A 26,299-nucleotide genomic window follows, 5' to 3' on the forward strand; every position below is an offset into this window, starting at 1 on the left:
AGTGTTTCGATGCGTTCCACCCTCGCGCTCGTTGCCCTTTTCGCGCTCGCCGCCTGCGGCGAAGGCGGCAACACCACCAGTGTCAACAACGTCAGCGCGTCCGCCGAGAAGGTCGCGGCGGTGCCCGCGCCCGCCGGCACGACGTGGGTGGAGACAGTGACCCGGACGCCGGAGGGCGGTTGGCTGATGGGCAATCCCGCTGCGCCGATCAAGCTGGTCGAGTTCGGCAGCCGCACCTGCCATGTCTGCCGCGAGTTCGACGAACAGGGCTATCAGCCGCTCACGGCCAACTATGTCGCGACCGGCAAGGTTTCCTACGAGTTCCGCGACTTCCTCCGCAACGGGGCGGATCTGTCGGCGGCGCTGGTCGGCGGTTGCGGCGGACCGGGGCCGTTCTTCACGCTGCTGAACCAGATGTACGCCGACCAGAACCGCGTGCTGGACGTCCTGCAGAAGCTGCCTCAGAGCTATTACGAGCAGCTCGGCGGCCTGCCGCCCGCGCAGCAGACGCAGCGCTTTGCCGAGGCGGCCGGCTACCTCGACTTCGTCAAGCAGCGCGGCATTCCGGAAGCGCAGGCGCGCGCGTGCCTCGCTGACACGAAGGCGGCGGAAGCGCTCACCAAGATGAACGAGAAGGCTAACAACGACTATCCGATCCCGGGCACGCCGACCTTCCTGCTCAACGGCAAGATGCTGGAGAACACGGTCAACTGGCGCCAGGTCGAGACGGCGTTGAAGGCGGCCGGGGCCTGATCTACTCAACCGTCACCCCGGCCTTGAGCCGGGGTTCACGGCTCGGCAGGCGCTGAGGCCGGAGGTCCAAAACGAAGCGAGCGGCTTAGTGGGCCTCGGCTCGGGGCCTGGTGACGGTTGTAGATCTGGGGAACGATCGCGTTAAAGTCGGGCATGACACCGCTCCCACGCCTCCCTTCCTCATCATAACTCGCCCATGCGCATCAAGCGCCTGCGCCTGACGGGGTTCAAGAGCTTCGTCGATCCGGCCGAGCTCCACATCGAGCCGGGGCTGACCGGCGTGGTCGGGCCGAACGGCTGCGGCAAGTCGAACCTGCTGGAGGCGCTGCGCTGGGTCATGGGCGAGACCTCTGCCAAGTCGCTGCGCGGTGCCGGCATGGAGGACGTGATCTTTGCCGGCACCCAGGCGCGGCCGGCGCGGGACTTCGCCGAGGTGTCGGTTCTGGCCGACGGCGTCGAAGGTGACGACGTACTGGAGGTGGTGCGCCGGATCGAGCGGGGTGCCGGTTCCGCGTACCGCATCAACGGCCGCGATGTGCGGGCGAAGGACGTGGCGCTCGCCTTTGCCGATGCCGCGACCGGCGCACACTCGCCGGCGCTGGTCAGCCAGGGGCGGATCGGCGCGATCATCGCCGCCAAGCCGGCCGAGCGCCGGGCGATGCTGGAGGAAGCGGCAGGGATCGCCGGCCTCCACGTCCGCCGCCGCGATGCGGAGGCGAAGCTGCGCGCGACGGAGGCGAACTTGGAGCGGATCGCGACGCTGATCGGCGATCAGGAGGCGCGAGCCGCAGCGCTTAGGCGCCAGGCGCGCCAAGCCGAACGCTACCGGACGCTCTCCGCCGCGATCCAGGTGGCGGAAGCGCGGATGATCTTCGCGCGCTGGCGCGACGCGGCCGCCGCATCCGATGCGGCACAGGTCGAGGCGCAGGCGGCGGAGGCCACGGTCGCGACCCGCGCGGAGGCGCATGCGGCGGCGATCGCGGCGCAGGACGGCGCGACCGCGGCGCTCGCGGACGCGCGCAGCATTGCGGCCACCGCTCGCGAGGCGGCGTCGGCGGCCGGGCACCAGGTCGCCGCGCTCCGCAGCGAGGCGGTGGCGGCGGCGCGGCGGCTGGCCGAGCTCGGCCAGCAGGTCCGCCGCGTGGCGGAGGACCGTGCGCGCGAGGGGACGCTGGCGCAGGATGCCGCCGCCGCGCTTCAGCGGCTGGCGGCGGAAGCGGGTGCGCTCCAGGCGCAGATCACGGGCGAGGGCGAGCGAATGCCCGCACTCGCCGCGACCCTTGCCAATGCGGAGGCGGCGGCGCGCGATGCGGAGGTCGCGCTCGCGCAGGCGCTGACCGCGCAGGCAGGCGAGCTCGCCGACGCGCGAGTCGCCGCCGCAGCGGTGAGTGCGGCTCGCGCCCGGGCGGATCGCCTGGCGGTTGATCGTGCGACGCTGGCGCGCGAGGAGGCAGCAGCGGGCGACGCCGCGCCCCTCGAAGCTGCGCGCCAAGCCGCGGCGGCAGCGGCGGATAAGGCGCGAAGCGAGGCCGTCGACGCCCGCGCTGCGCTGGAGCAGGCGCGCTCGGGTGAGGCAGGCGCGAGCGGCGCGCGCGACGGCGCACAGTCGGCGCGTGCGGCGGCGCATGCCGAACTGGCCGCGATCGACAGCGAGGCGCGAGCGCTCGCCCGTTCCACCGCGCCATCGGGCAAGGACCGGCTGCTCGAGCGGGTGCGCCCCGATCCGGGCTACGAGCGCGCACTCGCCGCGGCGCTGGGCGACGAGCTCGAGGCGGGGCTCGACTCCATGGCCGATCGCCACTGGGCGGGTGCGGCGATTGATGCAGGCGATCCGCCGCCGCCTGCCGGCACGATTCCACTTGCCGCGCATGTCCAGGCGCCGGCGGTGCTCGGCCGACGGCTGGTGCAGGTGTTCGTGGTCGAGCAGGACGACGGCGTCGCGCTCGCCGCCGGGCAGCGGCTGGTAACCACCTGCGGCGTGCTGCGGCGCTGGGACGGCTTCCGGGCGCGGGGCAGTGGCGCCGCGGCGGCCGAGCGGCTGGAGCGGGTCAACCGGCAGGCGGCGCTCGCGGCGGCCCGGCCGACGGCCGCCGCGGCGGTGGCAGATGCCGATGCGGCGCTCGCCGACCTCGACGCGCGGATCACGGCCGCGCGCCGCGCCGCGGCGGCGGCCGAGCAGGCGCTGCAGGCGGCCGAGACGGCGGTCCGCGAGGCGCTCCGGGCAGAGGATCGCGCGGCGGCACAGCTCGAGCGGCTCGCCGGGCTGCGCCGTGATCTGGCGGTCCGTCGCGCCCGGATCGATGCCGAGCTGGCCCAGGCTGCGGCGGAGCTGGAGGCGGCGACCGCCGCCGCCGCGGCGCTGCCCGATGGAGACGCGACGGGCAGGCGAGTCGCGGAGTTCTCGCACGCGGCGGACGCGGCCCGAGCCAGGGTGGCGACGCTGCGTGCCGAGCGGCTCGCGCTGGAGCGGACGCTCGCCGCGGCGCGGGAGCGGGCGGCGGGGGCAGCGGCGGAGGCAAAGGGCTGGCGCGCGCGCGCGGGCGAGGCGGCGCGTCGGATCACCGATCTCGACGCTCGCGAGGCCGTGCTGGCGGCGGAGACGGCCGCGCTAGCCGGGCGTCCGGCGGCGCTTGCCGCGACGATCGAGTCGGCGGAGGCGGAGGCGCGCACGCTTCGCCGGACGGCGGACGAGGCCGCCGGTGGCGAGCAGGCGGCCGAGCAAACGCTCCGCCAGGCCGAGGCCACCGGACGGGCAACGGCGGAAGCGCTGGCCACCGCGCGCGAGGCGCGGGCGGGCGCGGTGGCGCGCGCCGAGGCCGGCGAGGCGCGGCGGATCGAGATGGGGCGGCTATCGGGCGAACGCTTCCAGTGCCCGCCAACGCTGCTGCCTGAGCGTGCGGGCTTCGCGGCCGAGGAGGTCGGCGTACCCGCGGCGGAATCGTCCAGGCACGAGCGGCTGATGGCGGACCGCGAGCGAATCGGCCCGGTCAACCTGGTCGCCGAGGCGGAACTGGCCGCGCTGGAGGCTTCCGCCTCCACCCTGGCAGCCGACCGCGACGAGCTGGTGCAGGCGGTTCACCGGCTGCGCGGCTCGATCGGGGCTCTGAACCGCGAGGGGCGCGAGCGGCTGGCGGCCGCGTTTGCCGCGGTTGACGAGCACTTCCGCCGACTGTTCGGGACGCTGTTCAACGGCGGGCAGGCGCACTTGGCGCTCGTCGACAGCGACGATCCGCTGGAGGCGGGGCTGGAGATCATGGCCCAGCCGCCGGGCAAGCGGCTCCAGTCGCTGACCCTGCTGTCGGGCGGCGAGCAGGCGCTGACCGCGGTCGCGCTGATCTTTGCACTGTTCCTCACCGCGCCCGCGCCGATCTGCGTGCTGGACGAGGTCGACGCGCCGCTTGACGATGCGAATATCGACCGGTTCTGCGACCTGCTCGACCGGATGGTGGCGGAGACGGCGACCCGCTACCTGATCGTCACCCACAATGCCGCGACGATGAGCCGGATGCACCGACTGTTTGGCGTCACCATGATCGAGCAGGGGGTGAGCCGGCTGGTCTCGGTTGACCTCGGCGGCGCGGACCGGCTGCGTGCGGCCGAGTGATCAATTCTGACGAGATCCGGCGATATTACAAGACTTGAATAGTGCGACTCGCCGATTCACATAGAAGCTGTACCGGCCACGGTACGCTCGTGTTCAACAAGCGAAAGGAGGTGATCCGATGTCTCATGGTTCAGCAGTGGGGTCGGTTCAGTTCGTTCGGGAGACGCGCCGCTGATCGTGCCCGGGTCTGCGTGAAGACGCAGGTCAGCACATGATGCGGTCCGCATGGTCTCCCGGGCTGGAGCTCTTCGGCCGCTGACCATGTCGGAGGTCGTCGGGGTCGTCGCGAAGACGCCCCGGCGGCCTCTTTCATTTCTGGGGTGTTGGACGCAGCACGGTATTGTTCGGTCGGTGCTTCAATACGAGCCTTCGCTACGCTGCTGCGCAGCTACTCAGTCTCTACTCAGCACGAACGGATCGGTACTCCGCCGCCCGGGTCTGCAATTGACAAGGCAGGAGGGCCTCGCGTCCGGTCAGCTCTCCGCCGCCAATCCCTTCAGCCGATAGACCAGCTCCAGCGCCTCCCGCGGGCTCAGTGCATCAACGTCGGTACGTGCGAGCTCCTCGCGCAGCGCATCAACCGCCTTCGCCTCCTCCGCCTGGGCAGCGGCGGCGAAGAGGGGCAGGTCGTCGAGGCCCGCCGCGAGTCCGCCGGTCTTGGCGCGCCCTGACTCCAGCCGGTCGAGCACCGACTTGGCGCGGCGGATCGTCGCGGGCGGCAGCCCGGCGAGCCGCGCGACCGCCAAGCCGTAGCTGCGGTCGGCGGGTCCGTCCGCCACCTCGTGGAGCAGCACCAGCTCGCCCTTCCACTCGCGCGCGCGGACGTGGTGGAGCGAGAGCGCGTCGCAGCGCTCGGCGAGGCGCGTCAGCTCGTGATAGTGGGTCGCGAACAGGCAGCGGCAGCGATTGTCCTCGTGGATCGCCTCCACCACCGCCCAGGCGATCGCGAGCCCGTCGTAGGTGGAGGTGCCGCGCCCGACCTCGTCGAGGATCACGAACGAGCGGGGCGTCGCCTGGGCGAGGATCGCGGCGGTTTCCACCATCTCGACCATGAAGGTCGATCGCCCGCGCGCGAGATTGTCGGACGCGCCGACCCGGCTGAACAGCCGGTCGACCAGCCCCAGCGTCGCGCTGGTCGCGGGAACGAAGCTGCCGGCCTGCGCGAGCACCGCGATCAACGCGTTCTGGCGCAGAAAGGTCGACTTGCCGCCCATGTTGGGGCCGGTCACGAGCCAGAGGCGCGCATCCTCCGACAGCCGGCAGTCATTGGCGACGAACCGGCCGCCGCTCTTCGCAACCGCCGCCTCGACCACAGGATGGCGTCCGCCCTCCACCTCGAAGCAGGCGTGATCGACCAGGCGGGGACGCGCCCAGCCGCTCTCCGCCGCGCGCTCGGCCAGACCCGCCGCCACGTCGATCCGTGCGAGCGCGTCGGCCGTCCGCGCGATCACCTCGCGCTGCGCGAGGGCCGCCGCGACCAGCTCTTCCAGGTGGGCGGCTTCGGCGGCGAGCGCGTGGGCGCCGGCATGGGCGACCTTGGCGGCGACCTCGTGCAGCTCGGGCGCGTTGAAGCGGACGACGCCGGCGAGCGTCTGCCGGTGGGTGAAGCCGCTGTCCGCCGCCAGGAGCGCGTCGGCGGCGCGGGCCGGCACCTCGATATGGTAGCCGAGCACGCCGTTGTGGCGGATTTTGAGCGTCGGCGTGCCGGTCCGGGTGCGGTACTCGGCCTCCAGCGCGGCGATCGCGCGCCGGCCGCCCGCGCCTGCATCGCGCAGATCGTCAAGCGCTGCGTCGTAGCCGGCGGCGATGTAGCCGCCGGCACTCGCGTCGATCGGTGGCGCGGGCACCAGCGCGCGGGTGAGCAGGTCGATGAGCGCGCCGTGACCGCGCAGGGTGGGGAGCAGCGCGGCAAGAAGCGCGGGCGGCTCCGGCGTGTGCGCCAGTGCCTCCGCCAGCCGCCACGCGCCGTCGAGTCCGTCACGCAGCTGCCCCAGATCGCGCGGGCTGCCGCGACCCGCCGCCAGCCGCCCGAGCGCGCGGCCGATGTCGGGCAGCGCGCGAAGCGCGCCGCGGAGCCGCTCGCGTGCGCCGGCATCGTCGTAGAAGTGCTGCACGAGCGCCAAGCGCTCGTCGATGGCGGCACGGTCCATCAGCGGTGCCGCGATGTCCTGCCCGAGCAGCCGCGCGCCCGCGCCCGTGACCGTACGGTCGACCGCGTCGAGCAGCGATCCCGCGCGAGCGCCGCCGCTCGCGACGCACAGCTCCAGGCTCTCGCGGGTGGCGGCGTCGATCGCCATCACCTGCGCGCTTGCGGCCACACGCGGCGGCCGAAGGAAGGGCAGCGCTCCCTTGGCGGTGTGGTCGAGATACGCGATCAGCCCGCCCGCCGCCGCCAGGCCGGCGCGCGAGAGGGTGCCGAACGCGTCCAGCGTCGCGACGCCGTGAAGCGCCTTCAGCCGCGCCTCGCCGCGCGCGCTGTCGAAATCGGCGCGCGGGCGGCTGCCGGTCGCATGCTCGGCGATCGCGGCGTCCTCAGGCGCGATCACCTCCGCCGCGCCCAGTCGGGCGAGCTCGGCGGCGAGGCCCGCGCGGCTCGTCTCGATCACCAGGAACTCGCCGGTCGAGATGTCGGCGGCGGCGATCGCCGTGCCGCCGCCTGCTTCGGCAATCGCGGCGCACCAATTGGCGGCGCGGGAATCGAGCAGCGCTTCCTCGGTCAGCGTGCCCGCGGTCACCACCCGGACGATCGCGCGGCCGACCAGCGCCTTCGATCCACGCGCCTTGCGCGCGGCCTCCGGGCTCTCGGTCTGCTCGGCGATGGCGACCCGGTGACCGACCTTGATCAGCCGCTGGAGATAGCCCGTCGCGGCGTGGACGGGGACGCCGCACATCGGGATCTTCGCACCGTCATGCTCGCCCCGCGCAGTCAGCGCAATGTCGAGCACTCCGCTCGCGATCCGGGCATCGTCGAAGAACAGCTCGAAAAAGTCGCCCATTCGGTAGAACAGCAGGCAGTCCTGCGCCTCGGCCTTGAGGCTGAGGTACTGGGCCATCATCGGGGTGGGCTGGGCATCCGCCATCCGACCGCGCATACCCCACCGTGGCGGCGAGACAAGGCTGCGCCTGGCGCGGCTCAGCCGTGCGGCTGGACGAGCTCGCGGAGGCTGAGCCAGCCGTTCGGGGCGGTGGCCGAGCGGACGTAGACGATCATCGCGCGGCCGCGGACCGTCGCAGCCGCGCCCCCCGCGCGGGGCGTGACCTCGACCGCATAACGGGTCATTTCCACCGCCGTATCGCCGCACACGTCGAGCCGCTCGACGTCGTTCGTGACAAAGCGCAGGCGGACGGTGGCGAAGGTCGCGCGAAGATCGGCGACGAGTGCTGCTTGACCGGAGAAGAAGCGATCCGGGGCAAGCGATTTGGTGATGTCGGGATGATGGTAACGAGCGATCGCCGCCACGTCGCTCCGCGCGAACGCCTCACGGATGCCGACGCTGGTGGCGGCAAGCGCGGCTCCGTCGGCGGTGCCGGACGCCGGCTGGCACTCTATCGCGGCAGCCTGCACCCAGAGCGCGAGCGCGATCCACATCATCGTTCCTCCCGGCGTGAGATGGCCAGATCAGCAGGTTGAGCGCAAGGCGGTGTTCGATCGCGGTCCTACCGCTCAGCGCCTTCGCTGGACCCCGCTGTTCTTCTCGTACCCAAGCGCGCCGTAGCGGTTCCCAATCCCGCCCCCGCTCCCTAAAGGTGGTAGCGGTATCCGGAGAGACGCATGTCCGACGAAGCGAGTGTCCAGTTTTCCGAGCGCGAGGCGCTCCTGTTCCACTCGGAGGGGCGTCCGGGCAAGATCGAGATTATCGCGTCCAAGCCGATGGCGACGCAGCGCGACCTGGCGCTTGCCTATTCGCCGGGCGTCGCGGTGCCGGTGCAGGCGATCGCCGACGATCCCGCCACCGCCTACGACTATACCGCCAAGGGCAATCTGGTCGCGGTCATCTCGAACGGCACCGCTATTCTCGGGCTCGGCAACCTCGGCGCGCTCGCGTCCAAGCCGGTGATGGAAGGCAAGGCGGTGCTGTTCAAGCGCTTCGCCGACGTCGATTCGATCGACATCGAGCTGAAGACGGAGGACGTCGACCGCTTCATCGACGCGGTCGAGCTGATGGAACCGACCTTCGGCGGCATCAACCTGGAGGACATCAAGGCGCCCGAGTGCTTCATCATCGAGCAGACCCTGCGCGAGCGGATGAACATTCCCGTCTTCCACGACGACCAGCACGGCACCGCGATTATCACCGCGGCCGGGCTGATCAACGCCTGCCGCGTGACCGGGCGGCGGCTGGAGGACATCCGGATCGTCGTGAACGGCGCGGGCGCGGCGGCGATCGCCTGCACCGAGCTGATCAAGGCGATGGGTGTGCGCCACGACCACGTTCTGATGTGCGACCGCACGGGCGTGATCACGCCGGACCGCGAGGGCATCAACCAGTGGCAGTCGGCGCACGCGGTCGCGACCGACCGCCGCACGCTGACGGAGGCGCTGCACGGCGCCGATGTGTTCCTCGGGCTGTCGGCCGCCGGCGCGCTGAAGCCCGAGATGGTGAAGGACATGGCGCCCGCCCCGATCATCTTCGCGATGGCGAACCCGGAGCCGGAGATCCGCCCGGAGCTCGCCAAGGCGGCGCGCCCCGACGCGATCATCGCGACCGGTCGGTCGGACTATCCGAACCAGGTCAACAACGTGCTCGGCTTCCCCTTCATCTTCCGCGGCGCGCTCGACGTGCGCGCGACCGGCATCAACGACGAAATGAAGATCGCCGCCGCCAACGCGATCGCCGAGCTCGCGCGCGAGCGCGTGCCGGAGGAGGTCGCCGCGGCCTATGGCACGCAGCACGTCTTCGGCCCCGAATACATCATCCCCGCACCCTTCGACCCCCGCCTGATGGAGGTGGTGCCGGCAGCCGTCGCCCAGGCGGCAATGGATTCGGGCGTCGCAACCAAGCCGATCATGGACATGGCGGCGTACCGCACGTCGCTGCGGGCCCGGCTCAACCCGACCACCTCCGTCCTCTCGCTCGCCTACGAGGGCGCGCGCGCACATCCCAAGCGGGTGCTGTTCGCCGAGGGCGAGGAGGAGGTGGTGCTGCGCGCCGCCATCGCCTTCAAGGAAGGAGGCTACGGCACGCCCGTGCTGGTCGGGCGCGAGGAAGTCTACGAGCGGCTGGCGGCGCTGGGGGTCAACGATCCGAGCGAATATGAGCTGCACAACAGCCGCAATTCGCCGCTCGTGCCCAAGATGGTCGACTTCCTCTACGGTCGGCTCCAGCGTCGCGGCTATCTGCGCCGTGAGGTGGAGCGGATGGTCAACCAGGACCGCAACATCTTCGGCGCGGCGATGCTTCAGCTCGGCGAGGCCGACGCGATGATCACCGGCATCACCCGGACCTGGGCGATGTCGATGCGCGAGGTTAAGCGCGTGATCGACGCCGAGCCGGGCCGCACGCCGTTCGGCATCCACGTGATGGTCGGGCAGAGCCACACCGTCTTCATCGCCGACACGACGGTGAACGAGCGGCCGACCGCCGAACAGCTCGCCGACATCGCGGAGCAGACAGCGGCGGTCGCGCGGCGGATGGGGCATGAGCCGCGGGTCGCCTTCCTCAGCTACTCGACCTTCGGCAACCCGAAGGGCGCGTTCCTGGACAACATCCGCGACGCGGTGGACGTGCTCGACGGTCGCCAGCCCGGCTTCGAATATGAGGGGGAGATGCCGCCCGACGTCGCGCTCAACCCGCGCCAGCTCGCCAACTATCCGTTTGCCAGGCTCTCGGGCCCGGCCAACATCCTGATCATGCCGGGGCTCCAGTCGGCCCACATCTCCGCCAAGCTGCTGCGCGAGCTGGGTGGCGATTCGGTGATCGGGCCGATGCTGATCGGGATGGAGAAGCCGGTCCAGATCGCGCCCATGGTGTCGACGGCGAGCGAGCTGGTGACGCTCGCCGTGCTCGCCGCCGGCGGGATCGCGCGCTAGCGGGAGGCGCGCGCGGCGCGGACGATGACCGCGCTGGCGAGCAGGATCGACGATACCAGCGCGCCGATCGCAAGCAGTCCCGCCGGCGTGACCATCACCTCCGCGTCGAAGTGGCTGCCACCCACCTCAAGCGAGAGGGCGGTGCGCTGCGCTCCGCGCATGGCTGGCAACTGGGGCATGGCGCTTCAACGTCAGCCTTGCGATCCGGTTCAGCGCGTGGTCTTGAACGCGTTGGCGGCGACCCAATCAGCCACCGCCTCGCCGTTCGGGGTACCGCGGGTCACGATGTCGAAGTGATCGGCGTTCGGCGGCGAAAGCGTCAGCACCGGATCGCCGGCGGCACGGGCGCGGGCGGCATAGGGCTGCATGAACGGCCCGAGCTCGCTGAAGACCAGCAGCTGAGTAACGCCAAGCGGCAGGTGGTCCATCGCGCTCGCAATGCGGTACGGCTTCGGCCGCTCGGCCGGCGTGCCGCCCATCAGGGGCACGATCACCGGCTTGCCGCACACCTGCACGTCCGGCCCGACCAATGAGGCCAGTGTGCCCGGCCCGTCGATCGCGACGGCGGACCGGATCGGCGGTCTGCCGGCCCTGGGGGTCCAAGGTGCGGGCAGCTTGGGACGAGAGGCCGCCCAGAGCGCGAAGAGCGCGCCTGCCGAGTGGCCAACCGTTGTCACGCGCGACAGGTCGAGCGGGTAGCGCTTCGCCAAGGTCGGCAAATAGTCGACCCCGGCCGCTACATCCTCAAAGCTGCCCGGCCAGCCGCCGCCGGCGTGGCCGACCCGGCGATAGTCGATGTCCCAGGTCGCGAAACCGCGGGCGCGCAGCATCTCGGCGAAACCCTGCATCCCGGTGCCGCCCATCTCCGCGACGAAGCAGCCGCCGTGGATCAGGATCGCGACCGGGAACGGCCCCTTACCTTTGGGCAGCCGCAGCTCGCCCGAGCGGAGCGCGTCCGCGCCGTAGCGCACCGTGGCGGTCGGCGGTGGAGCCGTTCGATCTGCATCGATCGTGCGCTGCTCGTCCGGCCCGGGCGTGCGCTGCGGCGCGCCGGTCTGTGCTGGAGCGGCAACGGTCGCGAGCAGGGCGCTCGCCAGCAGGCTGATGGTCACACGCATCGACTCGGCCCCCCGAGATGGTGATCGAGGGCAGGTTCTCACCCGCCGCCGCGGTCGTCAAATCCCGGTCGGTCAGCCGAGCTGGCGCAGCAGCACCGCCAGCTCCGCCTGACGATGGGTGCCGGTCTTCTCGAAGATCATCTTCAGCTGCGATCGCACCGTCTGCACGCTGCTCCCGCGCTGCACCGCGATGGCAGCCGGGGTCTTACCGGCGGCGATGAGCGCGGCAATCGCCGCCTCCGCCTCCGTCAACCCGTACCGGTGCCGCAGCGCCGCGGGGCTCATCGGGTCGGTCGATCGCGCCGTGCGGATAATCACCATGGCCTGCGCGAGCGACAGTGCACCGGACAGTCGTCGCGGAAGCGCGAACACGTCCGTTCTTAGCGGGGCACCGGCCGCGCCAACCACGGAGACGCTCTGCCCGGCCTGTCCGGTAGGTGCATGGAACGCGGCCGCGCGAATGGCCTGATCGAGCCACGCGTCACTCTGCGGGGTGGCTGCGTGCAGGCAGCCGGCGTGAGTGTGGAAATGCGTGCCGCGCCGCAGCTCCCGCTCGGCAGACGGCGACAAGGAGACGATAACTTTGTCGGCACTTACCAGGATGCAAGCCGTGTCGAGCCGCTCCGCGGTGTCGAGCATGGCCCGGTTCTCGATCCCGCCGAGTGCCAGCCCGGCACGCACCGCGCCCTCAACCCCCGGCGTCACCGCCGACAGGAACCGCATCGCCTGATCGTCGTGCGGCCCGGCGCGGCGGCTCCGCATCATGATCAGGCCGGCGAGAATACCGTCCACGTTCCGCATCCGAACAAGCGCGGCATGATCGGACTCAGCGCGCTCGAAAATACCGTAGATGGGCAACCGCTCGCGCTCAGGAGTAGTGATGTCGGCGTCCGTCACGCTCTGCCAAGCGGCGGAGTTGATCAGCCGGTGCGTGCGGGGATTGACGGTCGGATCGAAACCACGCGCCGACAGGAACATCCCCATCATCTCCTCATCCACGCCGCAACTGATGTTCAGCGAGGCGGTGCCGACTTTGACAGTACCGGCAAGCTGGACGATCGGAGAGTCAAGCCTGGCACCCAGTTGAACGAGCGCGGTGCTCCAGTCAGATAGACCAAGTGCCGCATCGCGGAAGTGCTCAACAACCACGCGCGAATCATCGCTACTAATCATGCTCCGTCCCCCAAGAGGGGGATGCAGTAAGTCGCAGCCTATAACAATAGCCCGGCGGCATCCGCAGGGGGCGGACGCATGCGGTGCGAACGGGCGGGATGAAGCGCTTGTCGCGACAATAACGGGGGCAGTACATGAAGATATACGCGGCACTGATGGTTCCGGCATTCCTTGCCCTTGCCACGCCGGCACTGGCGCAGGATGCCTCAGCCGATGATGGCGCGGTGATTACCGCAGCAGTGACTGCGGGGACGCTCGGGATCGGGCCAGACGTGGGCGTGCGCTTCTCGGACAACCTCGGCATCCGCGCCAACGCCAACTTTCTGAGCGTGGGCGCGGACTTCGACTCCGACGACATCGAGTATGACGGCGACCTGAAGCTGCGTTCCTTCGGTGCGATGATCGACGTCTATCCCTTCGGTGGCGCCTTCCGCATTTCCGGTGGTGCGCGCATCAACAAAAACCGGGCGGAGGTGCGGGCAACCCCGACCGGTACCTTCGAGCTCGGCGACGCGACCTATACCCAGGCCCAGGTCGGCACGCTGAGCGGCCGCGCCGAGGTGAAGGACTTTGCACCGGCGCTGACGCTCGGCTGGGCAGGCAGCAAGCGTCGCGGCTTCTTCTTCATGACGGAGGGGGGCGTGTTGTTTCAGGGGACGGTGCGGATACGCGAGTTCACCGCGACCGGAACCGCCGCGAACAACGCGACTTTCCGCGCCGACCTGGAGCGGGAGCGCCAAAGCCTGCAGGACGACGTCGACAAGGTGAAGGTCTACCCGATCCTCCAGTTCGGGATCGGCTACCGCTTCTGATCCGGCGTGCGCTGCCGCACCGGGGGGAGCGGCACCGCAAACCGGAAGGCGGCGGGCTGGCTAGCGATCGATGCTGTTCCCCAGCGCCGCGTGGACCAGCCCGCCGTCGACGGTGATCGTTTCCCCGATCACGTAATCGCCCGCGCGGCTCGCCAGGTAGATGGCGGCGCCGGCCATGTCCTCGTCCGCGCCGATCCGGCCGGCGGGGATGGTGTGGGCGACGACGTCGCCGTGGTCGCGTGCGGCCTTGTTCATGTCGCTCGCGAAGGCGCCCGGCGCGATGGAGGTGACGTTGATGCCGTCGCGCACCAGCCGTGCCGCCATCCGCTTGGTCAGCTGGATCAGCGCTGCCTTCGATGCCTGGTAGCTGTAGGTTTCCCAGGCGTTCAGCCGCATCCCGTCGATCGAGGTGATGTTGATGACCTTGGCCGGCCGTTCGCGACTGCCCGCTGCCCTCAGCAGGCCGTGGAGCGCCTGGGTCAGGAAGAACGGCGACTTGACGTTCAGGTCCATGACCTTGTCCCAGCCGCTCTCCGGGAACTCTTCGAACGGCACGCCCCAGGCGGCGCCCGCGTTGTTGACGAGAATGTCGAGCCGGTCGGTCCGGCCGGCGAGATCGGCGGCGAGCGCGCGGCATCCCTCGACGCTCGACACGTCGTGCGGCAGCGCGTGGGCGCTCGGCCCGAGCGCGGCGGCGGCCTCCTCGCACGCTGCGGCCTTGCGTGAGGAGATGTAAACGGTCGCCCCCTGCGCGACGAAGCCGGCCGCAATCATTCGGCCGATCCCGCGCGATCCCCCCGTGACGAGCGCGACACGGCCGTCCAGGCGGAAAAGGGTCGATGTGTCCACGGGCATGCTCTCCTGTTTGGTCAGCCCGCTCACCGGGCCATGTCGTTAACTTCTAACCAGTAACCGTCGGGTCGCGCAGGAAGAGCTGGCGCACGCCGTCGCTTCAAACCCGTTGCACCGTCGCGGGACGACCCTCGAAGTCGGTGAACGCCACGCCCTCGCGCTCCAGCCGCTGGACGAACGCGGCGAAGTCGCTGACGCGCAGCGCCAGATGGTTGCGCCGGTCGGGCGAGACCGGCGCGGTGCGTCCCGGAGACAGGTGCAGCGCGACTCCGCCACCGAGATCGAGCCAGCGCGGCCCTTTCACCGGCGCAGGCAACTCCGCGAGGCCGAAGATCCGCTGATACCAGGCAGTACTCGCGTCGACGTCCGCGACCGACAACGACAGGTGATCCGCGCGCGCGGGGGGAGGGGGCGGCGGCACGGCCTGGGCGGGCACAGCGGCGAGCAGGGCAAGCACGACGGGTAGCGGCATGATCGCGTCCTCCGGTTTCAGCCGCCGCGCTTCAGCGTCTCGCGCGCGATGATCAGCTGCTGGATTTGGCTGGTCCCCTCATAGATGCGGAACAGCCGCACGTCGCGGTACAACCGCTCGACCCCGTAATCGGCGATGTAGCCCGCCCCGCCGTAGATCTGCACCGCGCGGTCGGCGACCCGCCCGACCATCTCGGACGCGAAATACTTGGCGGCGGCGCTCTCGAGCACCACGTCGCGTCCGGCATCCTTGGCCACGGCAGCGTCGAGCACCAGGGCCCGCGCGGCAAGCGCCTCCGTCTTCGAATCGGCGATCATCGCCTGGATCAGCTGGTGTTCGGCAATCGGCTTGCCGAACTGGCGGCGCTCGCTCGCGTAGGCGACGCAGTCGGCCAGGAGCCGCTCGGCGACGCCGACGCAGACCGCGGCGATGTGGAGGCGGCCGCGGTCGAGCACGCGCATCGCGATCTTGAACCCTTCGCCTTCCGCCCCGAGCCGGTTGGCGGCGGGGACCCGCACATCGTCGAAGTGGACGTCGGCGACCTTGGCGCCCTTCTGCCCCATCTTCTGCTCGGGCTCGCCGACGCTGATCCCGGGCAGGTCGCGCGGGACCAGGAACGCGGAGACGCCACGCCCACCGGGCTCGTCGCCGGTTCGCGCCATGACCGTGAACAGGTCGGCGCGGTCCGCGTTGGTGATGTAGCGCTTGGTGCCGGAGAGGCGATAGCCGTCGCCGTCGCGCACTGCGCGCGTCCCCACGCTGCCGCTGTCGGAGCCGACATCGGGCTCGGTGAGGGCGAAGCTGGTGATGACCTCGCCGCTCGCGATCCGCGGCAGCCACGCGGCCTTCTGCTCGGGCGTGCCCGCGATCACGAGCCCCTGGCTGCCGATCCCAACATTGGTGCCGAAGGCGGATCGGAACGCGGGCGTGGTCCGCCCGAACTCGATCGCGAGGCGCACCTCCTCGCTCATCGACAGCGCGAGGCCGCCATACTCCTCCGCGATCGACAGGCCGAACAGCCCCATCGCCTTCATCTCGGCGACGACATCGTCGGGGATCGCATCATCCGCCTCCACCTGCGCCTCGAGCGGGCGCAGCCGCTCGGTCACGAAGCGGCGGACGTGATCGATGAGCGCATCGAAGGTGTCAGGGTCGAGCGGCATGCGTGATCTTCCGAACTGGTCCTTCCAGCATAGCAAAACTGTATTGCCACGCCATACCAGAACTTCGAATAGCCCTTATAAGCCTTCAGGCCGATTAGCGACGGGCGCAACTGAAAGCGTGTACCACGATCCCCTTACGCGAGGTGTCCGTCGCCGGGCTGCTTCGACAAACGCCGCAAGCACGCTTGATGAGCAACGTATGTGAGCATCGAGCGATACGTCGCCGCATCAATCGCCGGTGTGGTGGGCGAACCAACCGGATGCTGTTTTCAGCTTCCGGCGGCCGTCAATCGATCCAGCTGGTCGGGGCTGAGCTCCAGGTCCCAGGCGCCGATCAGGTCGTGGAGCTGCGCCGCAGTGGTCGCGCTTGCGATCGGAGCGACGACGCCGGGCTGCGCCATCAGCCAGGCCAGCGCGATCTGCGGGAGCGTCGCGCCAGTCTCGGCGGCAACCGCGTCCATCGCGCTGAGCACGGCTGTCCCCTGACCGTTCAGCAGTTCCGCCATGCGCCCGCCGCGGACGCTCTTTCCCAGGTCCGCGGTCGACCGATACTTGCCCGTCAGGAAGCCCGAAGCGAGCCCGTAATAGGGCAGGGCGGCGATGTTGTGCTCGACACAGTAGCTCTGCAGCTCGCCCTCGAAGCCGGTGCGGCTTACGAGATTGTACTCGGGCTGCAGGACGTGAAAATGCGGCAAGCCGGCCGTGCGCGCGATGTCGTTCGCCGATTTGAGCCGGCGTGCGTGGAAGTTGGACGCGCCGACCACGCGGACCTTGCCGGCATCGACCAGCCGGCCGAACGCCTCCAGCACCGCGTCCTGTGGAACGCTGTCGTCGTCCTGGTGCGCGTAGTAGAGGTCGATGCGGTCGGTTCCGAGCCGCCGGAGCGACGCCTCCGCCGCGGCGGCGATCCGCGCTGGCGCCAGCTTCTCGCCGCCCTCGCCCGGCAGCATGCCGACCTTGGTTGCGATCAGCACGGCGTCGCGCTTGCCGCTCGCCTTCAGCCAGCGGCCGATCACGCTCTCCGACTCGCCGCCCTGATGCCCGGGCACCCAGGCCGAGTAGACGTCGGCGGTGTCGATCATGGTGCCGCCCGCGTCGACAAAGGCGTCGAGGACCGCGAAGCTCGCCGCCTCGTCCGCGGTCCAGCCGAAGACGTTGCCGCCGAGCACCAGCGGCGCAATCTCCAGCTCGGTCGCGCCGAGCCGCCGCGGGGTCACGGCGTCACCTCGTTGCCGGTGACCTGGTTCAGCTCGACGGCGTTCGCATCAAGCATTGCCGCGGCCTCGTTCAGTTCCTGCGCCTCGCCCGCGCTGATCCCGCCCGGATCGGTGTCCTCCGCACGGCCGCAGGCAGCAAGGAGGAGCACAGCGGTGAGCGGGGCGAGACGCCGGATCATCGTCAGTCGCGGACGGACTTGCCCGCGCTGATCAGCGCATTGCCGGTCGCGTCAGCAGTCGCGTCTGCGGCGTTGCCGACCGCGTCGCCGGCGTTGCTGAGCGCGGCGCCCGCCGCATCGGTCGCATTCTCGGCGGAGGTCAGCGCATCGTCGGTCGCGGCATCGACGTCGTTCGCGGCCTCACCAAAGGTCGCGTTCGCGTCGGCGGCGATGGCGTCGCCGGTGTTCTCCGCGGCATTTTCGGTCCGCTCGCCGCAGGCGGCGAGGGTCAGGCCGGCGGCGAGGGCCAGCGGCAGCATCAGCGTCTTCTTCATCAGTCACTCCCTCTGTTTGGGTGTCAGAACCGTTGCACAACGCGAACGAAGCAGGAAGGGTGCATCGACGGCCGCGTTGACCCATATAAAGATATCTTTATATGAGCTCGTATGAGCGCTGCCCTCGACATCCTGCGTGCCGGTGCCGACCCGACCCGGCTGCGCATCCTCGCGCTGCTGCGCGCGATGGAACTGTCGGTGGGAGAGCTCGCGCAGGTGCTGGGACAGAGCCAGCCGCGGGTCAGCCGCCACGTGAGGATCCTCGGCGATGCCGGCCTGGTTGAGCGCCGCAAGGAGGGCAGCTGGGTGTTCGTGGTGCTGGGCGCGCGCGAGCGGGTCCGGCCGCTGCTCCAGGCGCTCGATGCGTGGAACGGCGGCGCGCCGGATCACTGGGCGGTTGCCGACACCGCGCGGCTGGCGGCGGTGCGGGCCGATCGTGCCGCCGCCGCGGCCGAGTGGTTCCAGGCCCGTGCCCCGGAGTGGGACGCGATCCGGTCGCTCCACGTCGCCGATGCCGAGGTGGAGGCGGCGATGGCGCGGGTGCTCGGTATCGGCGGCCACGCGCCGGCGCGGCTCGGCCGCCTGCTTGATATCGGGACCGGCACCGGACGGATGCTGGAGCTGTTCGGTCCGGCGGCGGACACGGCACTCGGCATCGATCGCAGTTCCGAGATGTTGCGGCTCGCGCGTGCGAAGCTCGACGGGCGGGTGGAGGCGGACCTGCGCCAGGCCGATCTCTACGCGCTGCCGCTGCCCGACGATGCCGCGGACGTCGCAGTCATCCACCACGTGCTCCACTTCGCGCAGCAGCCTGCGGCGGCGATCGCGGAGGCGGGGCGCGTGCTCGCACCCGCCGGCCGGTTGCTGATCGCCGACTTCGCGCCGCACGACCGGGAGGAGCTGCGCGCGAGCGAGGGGCACGTCCGGCTCGGCTTCGCCGACGACGCCGTGCTCGGCTGGTTTGCCGAGGCCGGGCTCGCGCCCGAGCGGATCGAGACGCTGGAAGGCGGCGAGCTGACCGTCAAATTATGGCTCGCGGGCAAGCGCCCCGCGACCGAGCAGAAGGTGCGTGCCGCATGACTACGCCCACCTATACGCTGAGCGAGGCGCACCGCGCGCTCGCCGCGCCGTTGTTCGCCGACCTAGCCGGCGATGTCGCGGTCAGCTTCGAGTTCTTCCCGCCCAAGACCGACAAGCTCGACGGCGCGCTGTGGGAGGCGGTTTCCACCCTGCGCCCGCTGGACCCGCGCTTCGTCTCGGTCACCTATGGTGCCGGCGGATCGACCCGCGAGCGCACGCACGCCACCGTCGCACGCATCGTGCGCGAGACCGGCATCCCCGCCGCGGCGCACCTCACCTGCGTCGAGGCGTCTCGCGATGAGATCGCGGCAGTGGCGGAGGAATATTGGGCGAGCGGCGTGCGCCACATCGTCGCGCTGCGCGGTGACTCGCCGCAGCCGGGCGAGCGCTACCACCCGCCCGCCGACGGTTACGAGAACGCCGCCGCGCTGGTCGCGGGGCTGCGGCGGCTGCACCCGTTCGAGATCTCGGTAGCGGCGTATCCCGAGTGCCACCCGGACTCCGAGCACGCGGTCGCCGACCTCGACAATCTCAAGCGCAAGCTCGACGCCGGCGCGACGCGGGCGATCACCCAGTTCTTCTTCGAGCCCGACACCTTCTTCCGCTTTCGCGACGCGGCGGCGGCGGCCGGGATCGGGGCGGAGATCGTGCCGGGCATCATGCCCGTGACCAACTACGCGAGCGTCGCGCGCATGTCGGCGATGTGCGGCACGGCGGTGCCGGCCTGGCTGAAGCGGCTGTTCGAGGGGCTGGACGACCAGCCGCAGATGCGCCAGCTGGTAGCGGTGACGGTCGCGGCCGAGCTGTGCCGGCGGCTGTACGCGGGCGGCGAGCGCGCCTTCCACTTCTACACGCTCAACCGCGCCGAGCTGAGCTACGCGATCTGCCACCTGCTGGGCGTTCGGCCGGTGCGTGAAGCGGCGGTCGCCGCCGCCTGAGCGGCGCCGCGGCCGATCAATCGCGGGGCGGCAGCCAGCTGAGGTCGAGGTCCTCGTACCGGTCGATGTAGTTGGCGGCGCGGGTCAGCCCGCGTTCGTCCAGGATCGTGACGCGGCCCGCCTCGCGGCGGATCAGCCCGTCCTCCTCCACCTGGCGGAGCATGCGGTTGACGTGCACCGCGGTCAGCCCGGTCGCGTCGCCGATCTCCTCCTGCGTCAGCCCGAGCTGGTAGCTGTCCGTGATCGAGCGGTCGGCCGCGCGCATCCGGTTGCGCAGGTCGAGCAGCAGCGCCGCCACCCGCGCCTTGGCGGAGGTGCGGCCGATCGCGGCCAGCCGGTCGGTCAGCGCGACGCGCTCGATCTGCGCAAGCGCGAGCACCAGCGCCCCGATCCGCGGGTGATCCGCGATCAGCCGGCTGAAGGTCGCCTTGTCGAACACGCAGACGACCGCGTCGGTCAGCGCCGCGATGGTCTCCGGCGCGGTGCGGTAGATCAGGCCAGGCACGCCCAGCATCGCGCCGGCGTAGTGGAAGCGGAGGATCTGGCGGCTGCCGTCGTCGAGCAGGACGTAGCTCATCACCGTGCCCGAGCGGACGATATAGAGCTCTCCGCCTGCCTCGTTCTCGCGCTGGAGGATCGCGCCGCGACGCAGGCTGCGGGTACGCTCCTCGAGCCGGGTGAGCGCGCTTCGCTCCCCCTCGCTCAGCTCGACATGCTCGCCCAACACCTCGGCGAAATAACTCGCAGGCACGTACTCGCTTCCCCCCAGCCGACGCGACCCAAAGCATTGCCCCGGAATCAATGCATTAAAGTCGATCAACCGCATGCAGGCGGCACCGCTTGCGAGCGGCGGCGAGCACGGTAGAAGCTCGCGCATGGACCGTATCCTCATTCGCGGCGGCAACAAGCTGTCGGGCCGCATCCCGATCTCGGGCGCCAAGAACTCCGCGCTGACGCTGATGCCCTGCGCGCTGCTCACCGACGAGCCGCTGACGCTGCGCAACCTGCCGCGGCTCGCCGACGTCGACGGCTTCGGCCACCTGCTCAACCAGCTCGGTGCGTCGACCGCGATCGAGGGATCGCGGCCGGAGGACTTCGGGCGGGTCATGACGATCCGCGCCGGGCAGCTGACCTCCACGGAGGCACCGTACGACATCGTGCGCAAGATGCGCGCGTCGATCCTGGTGCTGGGGCCGATCCTGGCACGCGCCGGCGAGGCACGGGTGTCGCTCCCCGGCGGCTGCGCGATCGGCAATCGCCCGATCGACCTCCACCTGAAGGCGCTGGAGGCGCTCGGCGCGGAGCTGGAGATGACGGCGGGCTATGTCACGGCGCGCGCGCCCGGCGGGCGGCTGGCGGGCGGGCGCTTCCGCTTCCCGGTGGTGTCGGTCGGCGCGACGGAGAACGCGCTGATGGCCGCCGCCACGGCGAAGGGCAGCAGCCGGCTGGAGAATGCCGCTCGCGAGCCGGAGATCGTCGACCTGTGCCGGATGCTGGTCGCGATGGGCGCGTCGATCGACGGGATCGGCACGGAAACGCTGGAGATCGAAGGGCGCGAGCGGCTGCACGGCGCGACCTACGCCGTGATGCCCGACCGGATCGAGGCGGGCAGCTATGCCTGCGCGGCGGCGATCACCGGCGGGTCGGTGGAGCTGGTCGGGGCGGACGCGGCCGCGATGGGCGCGACGCTCTCCGCGCTGGCCGACGCCGGCGTGGTCGTGGAGCTGCGCAAGGGATCGATCGGCGTGACCGCGCCCGAGCGGTTGCAGCCGCTGACGCTATCGACCGCGCCGTTCCCTGGCTTCGCGACCGACATGCAGGCGCAGTTCATGGCGATGCTGACCCGCGCCGACGGTGCATCGATGCTGACCGAGACGATCTTCGAGAACCGCTACATGCACGTGCCCGAGCTCGCGCGGATGGGGGCGGACATCAGCGTTGCGGGACGCTCGGCGGTGGTGCGCGGGATGGACCGGCTGACCGGTGCGCCGGTGATGGCGACCGACCTGCGTGCGTCGATGAGCCTGATCATCGCCGGGCTGGCGGCGGAGGGCGAGACGGCGGTCAGCCGGGTCTATCACCTCGACCGCGGCTACGAGCGGCTGGAAGAGAAGCTGCAGGCGGTCGGCGCAGATATCGAACGGGTCGGCGACTGATTGATCCAGAGCAAAGAACCGAAGTGGTGCAAGTACTTATAGCTGGAGATCGATAGCCGTGTAACGATTCGGCCACGGGCGGTGGCGTGCGTTAGCCTGTGCATTGAGGCTTCTGTCATGACGCTGACCTATTATGAAGCTCCCACGCTGCGGCCGGACGAGCGGGTCCGCGAGGCAGCGGTGCTCGCCTCCGGCGCTCTGGAGCTGATGGGCGATCCCGTGCTCGCCCGGATCGCCGAGGACGTCCGCCGCGGGCTCCGCACGCAGATGGCGGCGGTCACGATCATCCACAGCGACTGGCAGTATCTGGTCGCCGCGTGCGGGCTGGCGCCCGGCGTGGACAGCCGGCGCACATCCTTCTGCGGGCACGCGGTGGCGAGCGACGAGGAGGTGTTCGTCGTGCCCGACGCCCGCCGGGATCGCCGCTTCGCCGGCAATCCTGTGGTGACCGAGGGCCCGCGCGTCCGTTTCTACGTCGCCGCACCGCTAATCGAGAACGGGCAGCCGATCGGCGTCCTTTGCGCTTTCGACCCGCGCCAGCGCGACGGCCTCGACATCGCCGAGCGAGCGGCGCTGCGCGGCGGCGCCGACCTGGCGGTCGCCCGCATCCGCGAGCGACGGCTGGGGCATGCCCGCCCGGAGATCACGGGGCGCCAGCGCGCCACCCTCGACCTGCGCGGGCTATAGCTCTGAGGCCCGCGCGCGGGCGCTGATCAGATCGCGTCGAGCGCCGCGGCGAAGTCCGCGATCAGGTCGTCGGCATCCTCCACGCCGATCGAGATCCGCACCAGGTTGTCGGTGATGGCAAGCGCTTGCTTGCGCGCGTCCGGCACTGACAGGTGGGTCATGCCGGCGGGGTGGGAGGCGAGCGTCTCCGTCCCGCCCAGGCTGACCGCGAGCTTGGCGATCTTCAGGTGATCGAGGAAGGCGAACGCTTCGCGCTCGCCGCCCCTGAGATAGAGCGAGAAGGTGGAGCCGGCACCGGTGCAGTGGCGACGGTAGATGTCGGCCTGACGGGCGTCGTCGCCGCGCTCGAGGAAGCCGAGATAGCCGACCTTCTCCACTTTCGGATGCGCGGCCAGGAACTCGCAGACCCTGGCGGCATTCTCGCCCGCGCGGCTCATCCGAAGCTCCAGCGTTTCCAGGCTGCGTAGCAGCATCCACGCGGTGTTCGGGTCGCAGATCGTGCCGATGGTGTTGCGCATCAGGCGAATGGTGTTGATGTGCGCGCTTGTGCCCAGCACGCCGCCCGCGACCAGATCGGAATGGCCGCCCGCGTACTTGGTCAGCGAGTAGACGACCAGGTCCGCGCCCTGCTTCAGCGGCTGCGCCCAAAGTGGTCCGAGGAAGGTGTTGTCGATCGCGATCGGCGGCTTGTTGTCGCCGGTGAAGATCGCGTCGCGGGCGGCCGCCACAGCCTCGACGTCGACCAGTGCGTTGGTCGGGTTGGCCGGGCTTTCCAGGTAGATCAGCGCAACCGTGCCCGCCGACGCGGCCTGCCGCAGCACGGCATCGATCTCCTCGCGCGTGGCGCCGGCCGGGAAGTCGAGCCAGTTGACCCCGAACTTGCCGAGGATCCGCCCGATCAGCGTCTCCGTCGCGGCGTAGAGCGGGCCGGAGTGGACAATCGTGTCGCCGGGCTTGACCATCGAGAGGAACAAGGTCGCGATCGCCGACATGCCGCTGGAGAAGGCGAGCGCGTCCTCCGCCTCTTCCCAGACCGCCAGGCGATCCTCCAGTATCTCCTGGTTGGGGCCGTTAAAGCGGGAGTAGACCAGCCCCTCCGCCCCGCCCGGGCGCTTGCCGGTCACGCCCTCGAAGTGGCGCTTGCCGGCGGCGGCGTTCGGGAAGACGAAGGTGGAGGTGAGGAAGATCGGCGGCTTGAGCGACCCTTCCGACAGCATCGGATCGTAGCCGTGGCCCATCATCAGCGTGGACGGCTTCAGCTTGCGACCGCCGATCGACGTGGGGCCGGGGTCGCCCGCCCCGTCGGGCGCGGGAACACCGCTCATCTCGGCTTCGGTAGGGTCGGCCATCGGGTGTCTCCGCGCTTGAAAAGGGTCGGACGCCGCCTAGCCGATCGTATCAGTCGTTACCACCAAGGCCGATGATCGCGATCTGGCGGCCATAGTCGGGCTCGCCGCGGTGAGTGCTGCGCCGGTAGCTGAAGAAACGCGCCTCGTCGGCATAGGTGTCCATGCCCAGGCAGGCGACGCGTCCGACCCCGGACGCGGCGAGGCGCGCGGCGACATAACCTTCCAGGTCGAAGTGGGCGTGGCCGGCCCGTCCGTCGCGAAAGAAGCGGTCGTTGCCGGGATCGGCGACGGCGAAACGGTCGCGGAACGCGGCATCCACCTCGTAGCTCGGCTGCGCGATGCAGGGGCCGACAGCGGCGACGATCGCCTCACGCCGCGCACCCAGCGCTTCCATCGCGACGACGGTTGCGTCGGTCACGCCGCCGAGCGCACCCTTCCACCCGGCATGCGCCGCACCGACGACGCCGGCCGCCCGGTCGACGAGCAGGACGGGGGCACAATCGGCGGTGAGGATGCCGAGCGCCAGGCCGGGACGCGCGGTGACCAGCGCGTCGGCGCGGGGGCGCAGCGCGTCGTCGAACGGCTCCACCACCGTCACGCAATCCGACGAGTGGACCTGATAGAGGGTGATCAGCCGCGCGCCGGGGACGGTCGCGGCGATCGCCCGCCGGCGGTTCTCCACCAGTTCGGGCGTCACCTCCTGCCCGCGTCGACCCATGTCGAGGCCCGCCATTATACCCGTCGAGACGCCGCCGCGCCGACCGAGGAAGCCGTGGCGAACGCCGTCGAGCTCAACCGCGCGAATCGCCTCAACCCCGCTCACAGCGCCAGCACCATCAGCCGATCCTCGTCGATCGTCTCGCCGACCGGGAAGTCGTAGCGACCGACATCGACGAAGCCGTAGCGCGCGTAGAAGCGCTTGGCGCGGTGATTATCGACGTAGACCGACAGCGCGAGCGTGTCGGCACCGCCGTAGCGCGCGGTGGCGATGGCCCATTCGAGCAGCGTCGGACCGACTCCGGCGCCGTGCTGGTCGCCCGTCACGTAGAGCTGGTATAGCTCGGCCACGTGGCCGCGCGCGGCGTCGGACGGGAGCGGGAGCGCGTTGGGGCCGAGCTTCGCGAAGCCGACGATGCGGTCGCCATCGAACGCCTGGCGGATGGTGAAGGCGGGATCGTCGATCTGGCCGGGCAGCCCGGTTGCGCCGAACGCCTGATCGAGGAAGGCGGCGAGATCGCTCTGGCGATAGAGCGTGCCGAAGGTCTCGGTGAAACAGCGCCGCGCCATCTGCGCGAGCTGTGGGCCATCCTGTGTCACGGCATCGCGGTACGTGATCATGCAAAGCCCGCCGGGCTCGGCCAGGTCGGCGCGGTGATCGCCATCGCGGCGAACAGGTCGCCCATCTCCCCGTCGTTCACCAGCCGGTTGCGGGCGACGATCACCGGCTCGCCACCCTTTACCGACAGCGTCGCGGCGCGCGCGTCGATGCCGAGCGCGCGCAGGAAGCTGCCCTGCGCGACCGGCCCGTGCACCGCTGCCCCCTCGGCGCGCGCCGCCTCCGCCAGCGTTGCGAAGTCAACATGGGCGGTCAGGTCGGCCTCGCCCGGCGTGTCGAACGGATTGGCCGGCGCATGGTCCTTCACCGCCTGCAGCGTCTCCCCGATCGCGGGGCCGGCGTAGCCGTAGTCGATCACAAGGGCCGCGCCGCCCTGCGCCACCACCCGCCGGGCGAGGGCGCGCATCAACGCGACAGCCGCGGGAGACGTCTCCAGAATGGCGCCGTCGTCCGAGTCGCGCAGATCGGTCGGGATCACGGGATCGAAGACGGTGTTGCCCACAACGGGCACGAACAGCGTGTCCTGGCAGGCGACCAAGCGCTCGCGCCAGCCGTCGGCGGTCTTCACCAACTGGCGGATCGGCAGCGCGTCGAAGAACTCGTTGGCGACCGCGATCAGCGGGCGGTCGTCGGGCAGGCCGACCAAGTCGACGCACCACTCCGCTCGCGCGACGCGGGTGCGCTGCTCGGCGCGCAGCACGGGCGATGTCTCGACGAAGTTGACGCGGGGGTCGAGCCCGGCGCGCGCCATCACGCGGAGGGCGTCGGCGGCGAGCGTGCCGCGCCCCGGGCCCAGCTCGACAAAGTCGAGCGCCGGGCGATCCGCGCGGGCCCAAAGGTCGGCGATCCAGGCGCCGATCAGCTCGCCGAACATCTGGCTGATCTCGGGCGCGGTGGTGAAATCGCCGCGGCTCCCAAGCGGGTCGCGAGTTGCGTAATAGTGCGCGTTCGCCGCGCCCATGAACTGCGACAGCGGAATGGCGCCGCCGAGCGTGATCGCCCGCGCCAGCCGCTCGGGCAGCAGCGGCTCGGCCGCGGTGCTGGTCTCCGTCACGTGGGCCTGCC

At 70.7% G+C, this 26,299-nt stretch carries 24 protein-coding genes; 8 read left to right on the plus strand and 16 right to left on the minus strand.

Features of this window, described 5'->3' with window-relative positions; all coding sequences use genetic code 11:
• Window positions 1–9 precede the first annotated feature (9 nt).
• Together CRO12_RS06490 and CRO12_RS06495 are read left to right on the plus strand one after the other, a co-directional pair.
• Window positions 10–753 carry a thioredoxin domain-containing protein gene (locus CRO12_RS06490; RefSeq protein WP_097063115.1) on the plus strand — a complete coding sequence of 248 codons (744 nt, stop codon included), beginning with the start codon at window positions 10–12 and terminating at the stop codon, window positions 751–753.
• A gap of 196 nt (window positions 754–949) precedes the next feature.
• The gene (locus tag CRO12_RS06495) at window positions 950–4,357 is read left to right on the plus strand and encodes a chromosome segregation SMC family protein (RefSeq protein ID WP_097063116.1); all 3,408 of its coding nucleotides are present in this window, start codon (window positions 950–952) and stop codon (window positions 4,355–4,357) included.
• A 473-nt stretch (window positions 4,358–4,830) separates the two neighbouring features.
• Here CRO12_RS06495 and mutS read toward each other — a convergent pair whose 3' ends face one another.
• Entirely contained in the window at window positions 4,831–7,413 is a 2,583-nt protein-coding gene (gene mutS / locus CRO12_RS06500) for a DNA mismatch repair protein MutS (RefSeq protein ID WP_097063390.1), read from the minus strand.
• A 77-nt stretch (window positions 7,414–7,490) separates the two neighbouring features.
• On the minus strand, window positions 7,491–7,949 hold the full coding sequence (locus CRO12_RS06505) for a YybH family protein (protein ID WP_097063117.1): 459 nt from the start codon (window positions 7,947–7,949) through the stop codon (window positions 7,491–7,493).
• 180 nt (window positions 7,950–8,129) lie between these two features.
• On the opposite strand from CRO12_RS06505, the gene CRO12_RS06510 reads away from it, so the two are divergent.
• Entirely contained in the window at window positions 8,130–10,388 is a 2,259-nt protein-coding gene (locus CRO12_RS06510; protein WP_097063118.1) for an NADP-dependent malic enzyme, read from the plus strand.
• Here CRO12_RS06510 and CRO12_RS17670 read toward each other — a convergent pair.
• The 3 genes from CRO12_RS17670 to CRO12_RS06520 form a co-directional block, all read right to left on the minus strand.
• Window positions 10,385–10,549 carry a hypothetical protein gene (locus CRO12_RS17670; protein ID WP_179640886.1) on the minus strand — a complete coding sequence of 55 codons (165 nt, stop codon included), beginning with the start codon at window positions 10,547–10,549 and terminating at the stop codon, window positions 10,385–10,387. The genes CRO12_RS06510 and CRO12_RS17670 overlap by 4 nt on opposite strands.
• A gap of 48 nt (window positions 10,550–10,597) precedes the next feature.
• Window positions 10,598–11,506 carry an alpha/beta hydrolase family protein gene (locus CRO12_RS06515; RefSeq protein WP_097063119.1) on the minus strand — a complete coding sequence of 303 codons (909 nt, stop codon included), beginning with the start codon at window positions 11,504–11,506 and terminating at the stop codon, window positions 10,598–10,600.
• Window positions 11,507–11,578: 72 nt separating this feature from the next.
• A complete protein-coding gene (locus CRO12_RS06520; RefSeq protein ID WP_179640887.1) occupies window positions 11,579–12,832 on the minus strand; it encodes a helix-turn-helix transcriptional regulator in 1,254 nt (417 codons plus the stop codon).
• On the opposite strand from CRO12_RS06520, the gene CRO12_RS06525 reads away from it, so the two are divergent.
• Complete coding sequence (locus tag CRO12_RS06525) at window positions 12,814–13,491, plus strand: hypothetical protein (protein WP_097063120.1); 678 nt, start codon at window positions 12,814–12,816, stop codon at window positions 13,489–13,491. The genes CRO12_RS06520 and CRO12_RS06525 overlap by 19 nt on opposite strands.
• Before the next feature lie 60 nt (window positions 13,492–13,551).
• Here the strand turns inward: CRO12_RS06525 and CRO12_RS06530 are convergent, their stop codons facing one another.
• The 6 genes from CRO12_RS06530 to CRO12_RS06555 form a co-directional block, all read right to left on the minus strand.
• The gene (locus CRO12_RS06530) at window positions 13,552–14,340 is read right to left on the minus strand and encodes an SDR family oxidoreductase (RefSeq protein ID WP_097063392.1); all 789 of its coding nucleotides are present in this window, start codon (window positions 14,338–14,340) and stop codon (window positions 13,552–13,554) included.
• Between the two features lie 103 nt (window positions 14,341–14,443).
• Window positions 14,444–14,815 carry a VOC family protein gene (locus CRO12_RS06535; RefSeq protein ID WP_097063121.1) on the minus strand — a complete coding sequence of 124 codons (372 nt, stop codon included), beginning with the start codon at window positions 14,813–14,815 and terminating at the stop codon, window positions 14,444–14,446.
• Window positions 14,816–14,832: 17 nt separating this feature from the next.
• Window positions 14,833–15,978, minus strand: coding sequence for an acyl-CoA dehydrogenase family protein (locus tag CRO12_RS06540; protein ID WP_097063122.1), 1,146 nt, complete (start codon window positions 15,976–15,978; stop codon window positions 14,833–14,835).
• Between the two features lie 269 nt (window positions 15,979–16,247).
• Complete coding sequence (locus CRO12_RS06545) at window positions 16,248–17,195, minus strand: aldo/keto reductase (protein WP_097063123.1); 948 nt, start codon at window positions 17,193–17,195, stop codon at window positions 16,248–16,250.
• Window positions 17,192–17,374, minus strand: coding sequence for a hypothetical protein (locus tag CRO12_RS06550; RefSeq protein ID WP_097063124.1), 183 nt, complete (start codon window positions 17,372–17,374; stop codon window positions 17,192–17,194). Before CRO12_RS06550 ends, CRO12_RS06545 begins: the two co-directional genes overlap by 4 nt.
• A 2-nt stretch (window positions 17,375–17,376) precedes the next feature.
• Window positions 17,377–17,688, minus strand: a complete 312-nt coding sequence (locus CRO12_RS06555) for a hypothetical protein (protein WP_097063125.1) — start codon at window positions 17,686–17,688, stop codon at window positions 17,377–17,379.
• Window positions 17,689–17,799: 111 nt separating this feature from the next.
• On the opposite strand from CRO12_RS06555, the gene CRO12_RS06560 reads away from it, so the two are divergent.
• Together CRO12_RS06560 and metF are read left to right on the plus strand one after the other, a co-directional pair.
• Window positions 17,800–18,768, plus strand: a complete 969-nt coding sequence (locus CRO12_RS06560) for an ArsR/SmtB family transcription factor (RefSeq protein WP_097063126.1) — start codon at window positions 17,800–17,802, stop codon at window positions 18,766–18,768.
• Window positions 18,765–19,706, plus strand: a complete 942-nt coding sequence (metF, locus tag CRO12_RS06565) for a methylenetetrahydrofolate reductase [NAD(P)H] (RefSeq protein WP_097063127.1) — start codon at window positions 18,765–18,767, stop codon at window positions 19,704–19,706. Before CRO12_RS06560 ends, metF begins: the two co-directional genes overlap by 4 nt.
• A gap of 16 nt (window positions 19,707–19,722) precedes the next feature.
• Here the strand turns inward: metF and CRO12_RS06570 are convergent, their stop codons facing one another.
• On the minus strand, window positions 19,723–20,457 hold the full coding sequence (locus CRO12_RS06570; protein ID WP_245858229.1) for a Crp/Fnr family transcriptional regulator: 735 nt from the start codon (window positions 20,455–20,457) through the stop codon (window positions 19,723–19,725).
• A gap of 124 nt (window positions 20,458–20,581) precedes the next feature.
• Here CRO12_RS06570 and murA point away from each other — a divergent pair, with 124 nt between their 5' ends.
• Both murA and CRO12_RS06580 read left to right on the plus strand, forming a co-directional pair.
• Window positions 20,582–21,862 (plus strand): UDP-N-acetylglucosamine 1-carboxyvinyltransferase, encoded by a 1,281-nt coding sequence (murA, locus tag CRO12_RS06575; protein ID WP_097063128.1) that lies wholly within the window; start codon window positions 20,582–20,584, stop codon window positions 21,860–21,862.
• Window positions 21,863–21,979: 117 nt separating this feature from the next.
• Window positions 21,980–22,549 carry a GAF domain-containing protein gene (locus tag CRO12_RS06580; protein WP_097063129.1) on the plus strand — a complete coding sequence of 190 codons (570 nt, stop codon included), beginning with the start codon at window positions 21,980–21,982 and terminating at the stop codon, window positions 22,547–22,549.
• Window positions 22,550–22,575: 26 nt separating this feature from the next.
• Here CRO12_RS06580 and CRO12_RS06585 read toward each other — a convergent pair whose 3' ends face one another.
• Genes CRO12_RS06585 through CRO12_RS06600 form a run of 4 tightly spaced genes read right to left on the minus strand, consistent with a single transcriptional unit; the run spans window position 22,576 to window position 26,288 of the window.
• Window positions 22,576–23,898: a cystathionine gamma-synthase family protein gene (locus tag CRO12_RS06585; protein WP_097063130.1), complete on the minus strand. Its 1,323-nt coding sequence runs from the start codon at window positions 23,896–23,898 to the stop codon at window positions 22,576–22,578.
• Window positions 23,899–23,947: 49 nt separating this feature from the next.
• Window positions 23,948–24,721: a peptidoglycan editing factor PgeF gene (gene pgeF / locus CRO12_RS06590; protein WP_097063131.1), complete on the minus strand. Its 774-nt coding sequence runs from the start codon at window positions 24,719–24,721 to the stop codon at window positions 23,948–23,950.
• Window positions 24,718–25,236 carry a GNAT family N-acetyltransferase gene (locus CRO12_RS06595; protein ID WP_097063132.1) on the minus strand — a complete coding sequence of 173 codons (519 nt, stop codon included), beginning with the start codon at window positions 25,234–25,236 and terminating at the stop codon, window positions 24,718–24,720. The genes pgeF and CRO12_RS06595 overlap by 4 nt, the downstream gene beginning before the upstream one ends.
• Window positions 25,233–26,288 carry a class I SAM-dependent methyltransferase gene (locus CRO12_RS06600; protein WP_425442989.1) on the minus strand — a complete coding sequence of 352 codons (1,056 nt, stop codon included), beginning with the start codon at window positions 26,286–26,288 and terminating at the stop codon, window positions 25,233–25,235. The genes CRO12_RS06595 and CRO12_RS06600 overlap by 4 nt, the downstream gene beginning before the upstream one ends.
• Window positions 26,289–26,299: the final 11 nt, after the last annotated feature.

The organism is Sphingomonas guangdongensis, assembly GCF_900199185.1.
GTDB lineage: Bacteria > Pseudomonadota > Alphaproteobacteria > Sphingomonadales > Sphingomonadaceae > Sphingomonas > Sphingomonas guangdongensis.

Coding starts and splice junctions, on each gene's coding strand:
- CRO12_RS06515 (WP_097063119.1), bottom strand. CDS start 11,506: ATGCGTGTGACCATCAGCCTGCTGGCGAGCGCCCTGCTCGCGACCGTT.
- CRO12_RS06585 (WP_097063130.1), bottom strand. CDS start 23,898: ATGGCCGACCCTACCGAAGCCGAGATGAGCGGTGTTCCCGCGCCCGAC.
- CRO12_RS06505 (WP_097063117.1), bottom strand. CDS start 7,949: ATGATGTGGATCGCGCTCGCGCTCTGGGTGCAGGCTGCCGCGATAGAG.
- CRO12_RS06535 (WP_097063121.1), bottom strand. CDS start 14,815: ATGCCGCTACCCGTCGTGCTTGCCCTGCTCGCCGCTGTGCCCGCCCAG.
- CRO12_RS06540 (WP_097063122.1), bottom strand. CDS start 15,978: ATGCCGCTCGACCCTGACACCTTCGATGCGCTCATCGATCACGTCCGC.
- CRO12_RS06495 (WP_097063116.1), top strand. CDS start 950: ATGCGCATCAAGCGCCTGCGCCTGACGGGGTTCAAGAGCTTCGTCGAT.
- CRO12_RS06580 (WP_097063129.1), top strand. CDS start 21,980: ATGACGCTGACCTATTATGAAGCTCCCACGCTGCGGCCGGACGAGCGG.
- CRO12_RS06525 (WP_097063120.1), top strand. CDS start 12,814: ATGAAGATATACGCGGCACTGATGGTTCCGGCATTCCTTGCCCTTGCC.
- CRO12_RS06560 (WP_097063126.1), top strand. CDS start 17,800: ATGAGCGCTGCCCTCGACATCCTGCGTGCCGGTGCCGACCCGACCCGG.
- CRO12_RS06490 (WP_097063115.1), top strand. CDS start 10: ATGCGTTCCACCCTCGCGCTCGTTGCCCTTTTCGCGCTCGCCGCCTGC.
- CRO12_RS06555 (WP_097063125.1), bottom strand. CDS start 17,688: ATGAAGAAGACGCTGATGCTGCCGCTGGCCCTCGCCGCCGGCCTGACC.
- CRO12_RS06510 (WP_097063118.1), top strand. CDS start 8,130: ATGTCCGACGAAGCGAGTGTCCAGTTTTCCGAGCGCGAGGCGCTCCTG.
- mutS (WP_097063390.1), bottom strand. CDS start 7,413: ATGATGGCCCAGTACCTCAGCCTCAAGGCCGAGGCGCAGGACTGCCTG.
- murA (WP_097063128.1), top strand. CDS start 20,582: ATGGACCGTATCCTCATTCGCGGCGGCAACAAGCTGTCGGGCCGCATC.
- CRO12_RS06550 (WP_097063124.1), bottom strand. CDS start 17,374: ATGATCCGGCGTCTCGCCCCGCTCACCGCTGTGCTCCTCCTTGCTGCC.
- metF (WP_097063127.1), top strand. CDS start 18,765: ATGACTACGCCCACCTATACGCTGAGCGAGGCGCACCGCGCGCTCGCC.
- CRO12_RS17670 (WP_179640886.1), bottom strand. CDS start 10,549: ATGCGCGGAGCGCAGCGCACCGCCCTCTCGCTTGAGGTGGGTGGCAGC.
- CRO12_RS06595 (WP_097063132.1), bottom strand. CDS start 25,236: ATGATCACGTACCGCGATGCCGTGACACAGGATGGCCCACAGCTCGCG.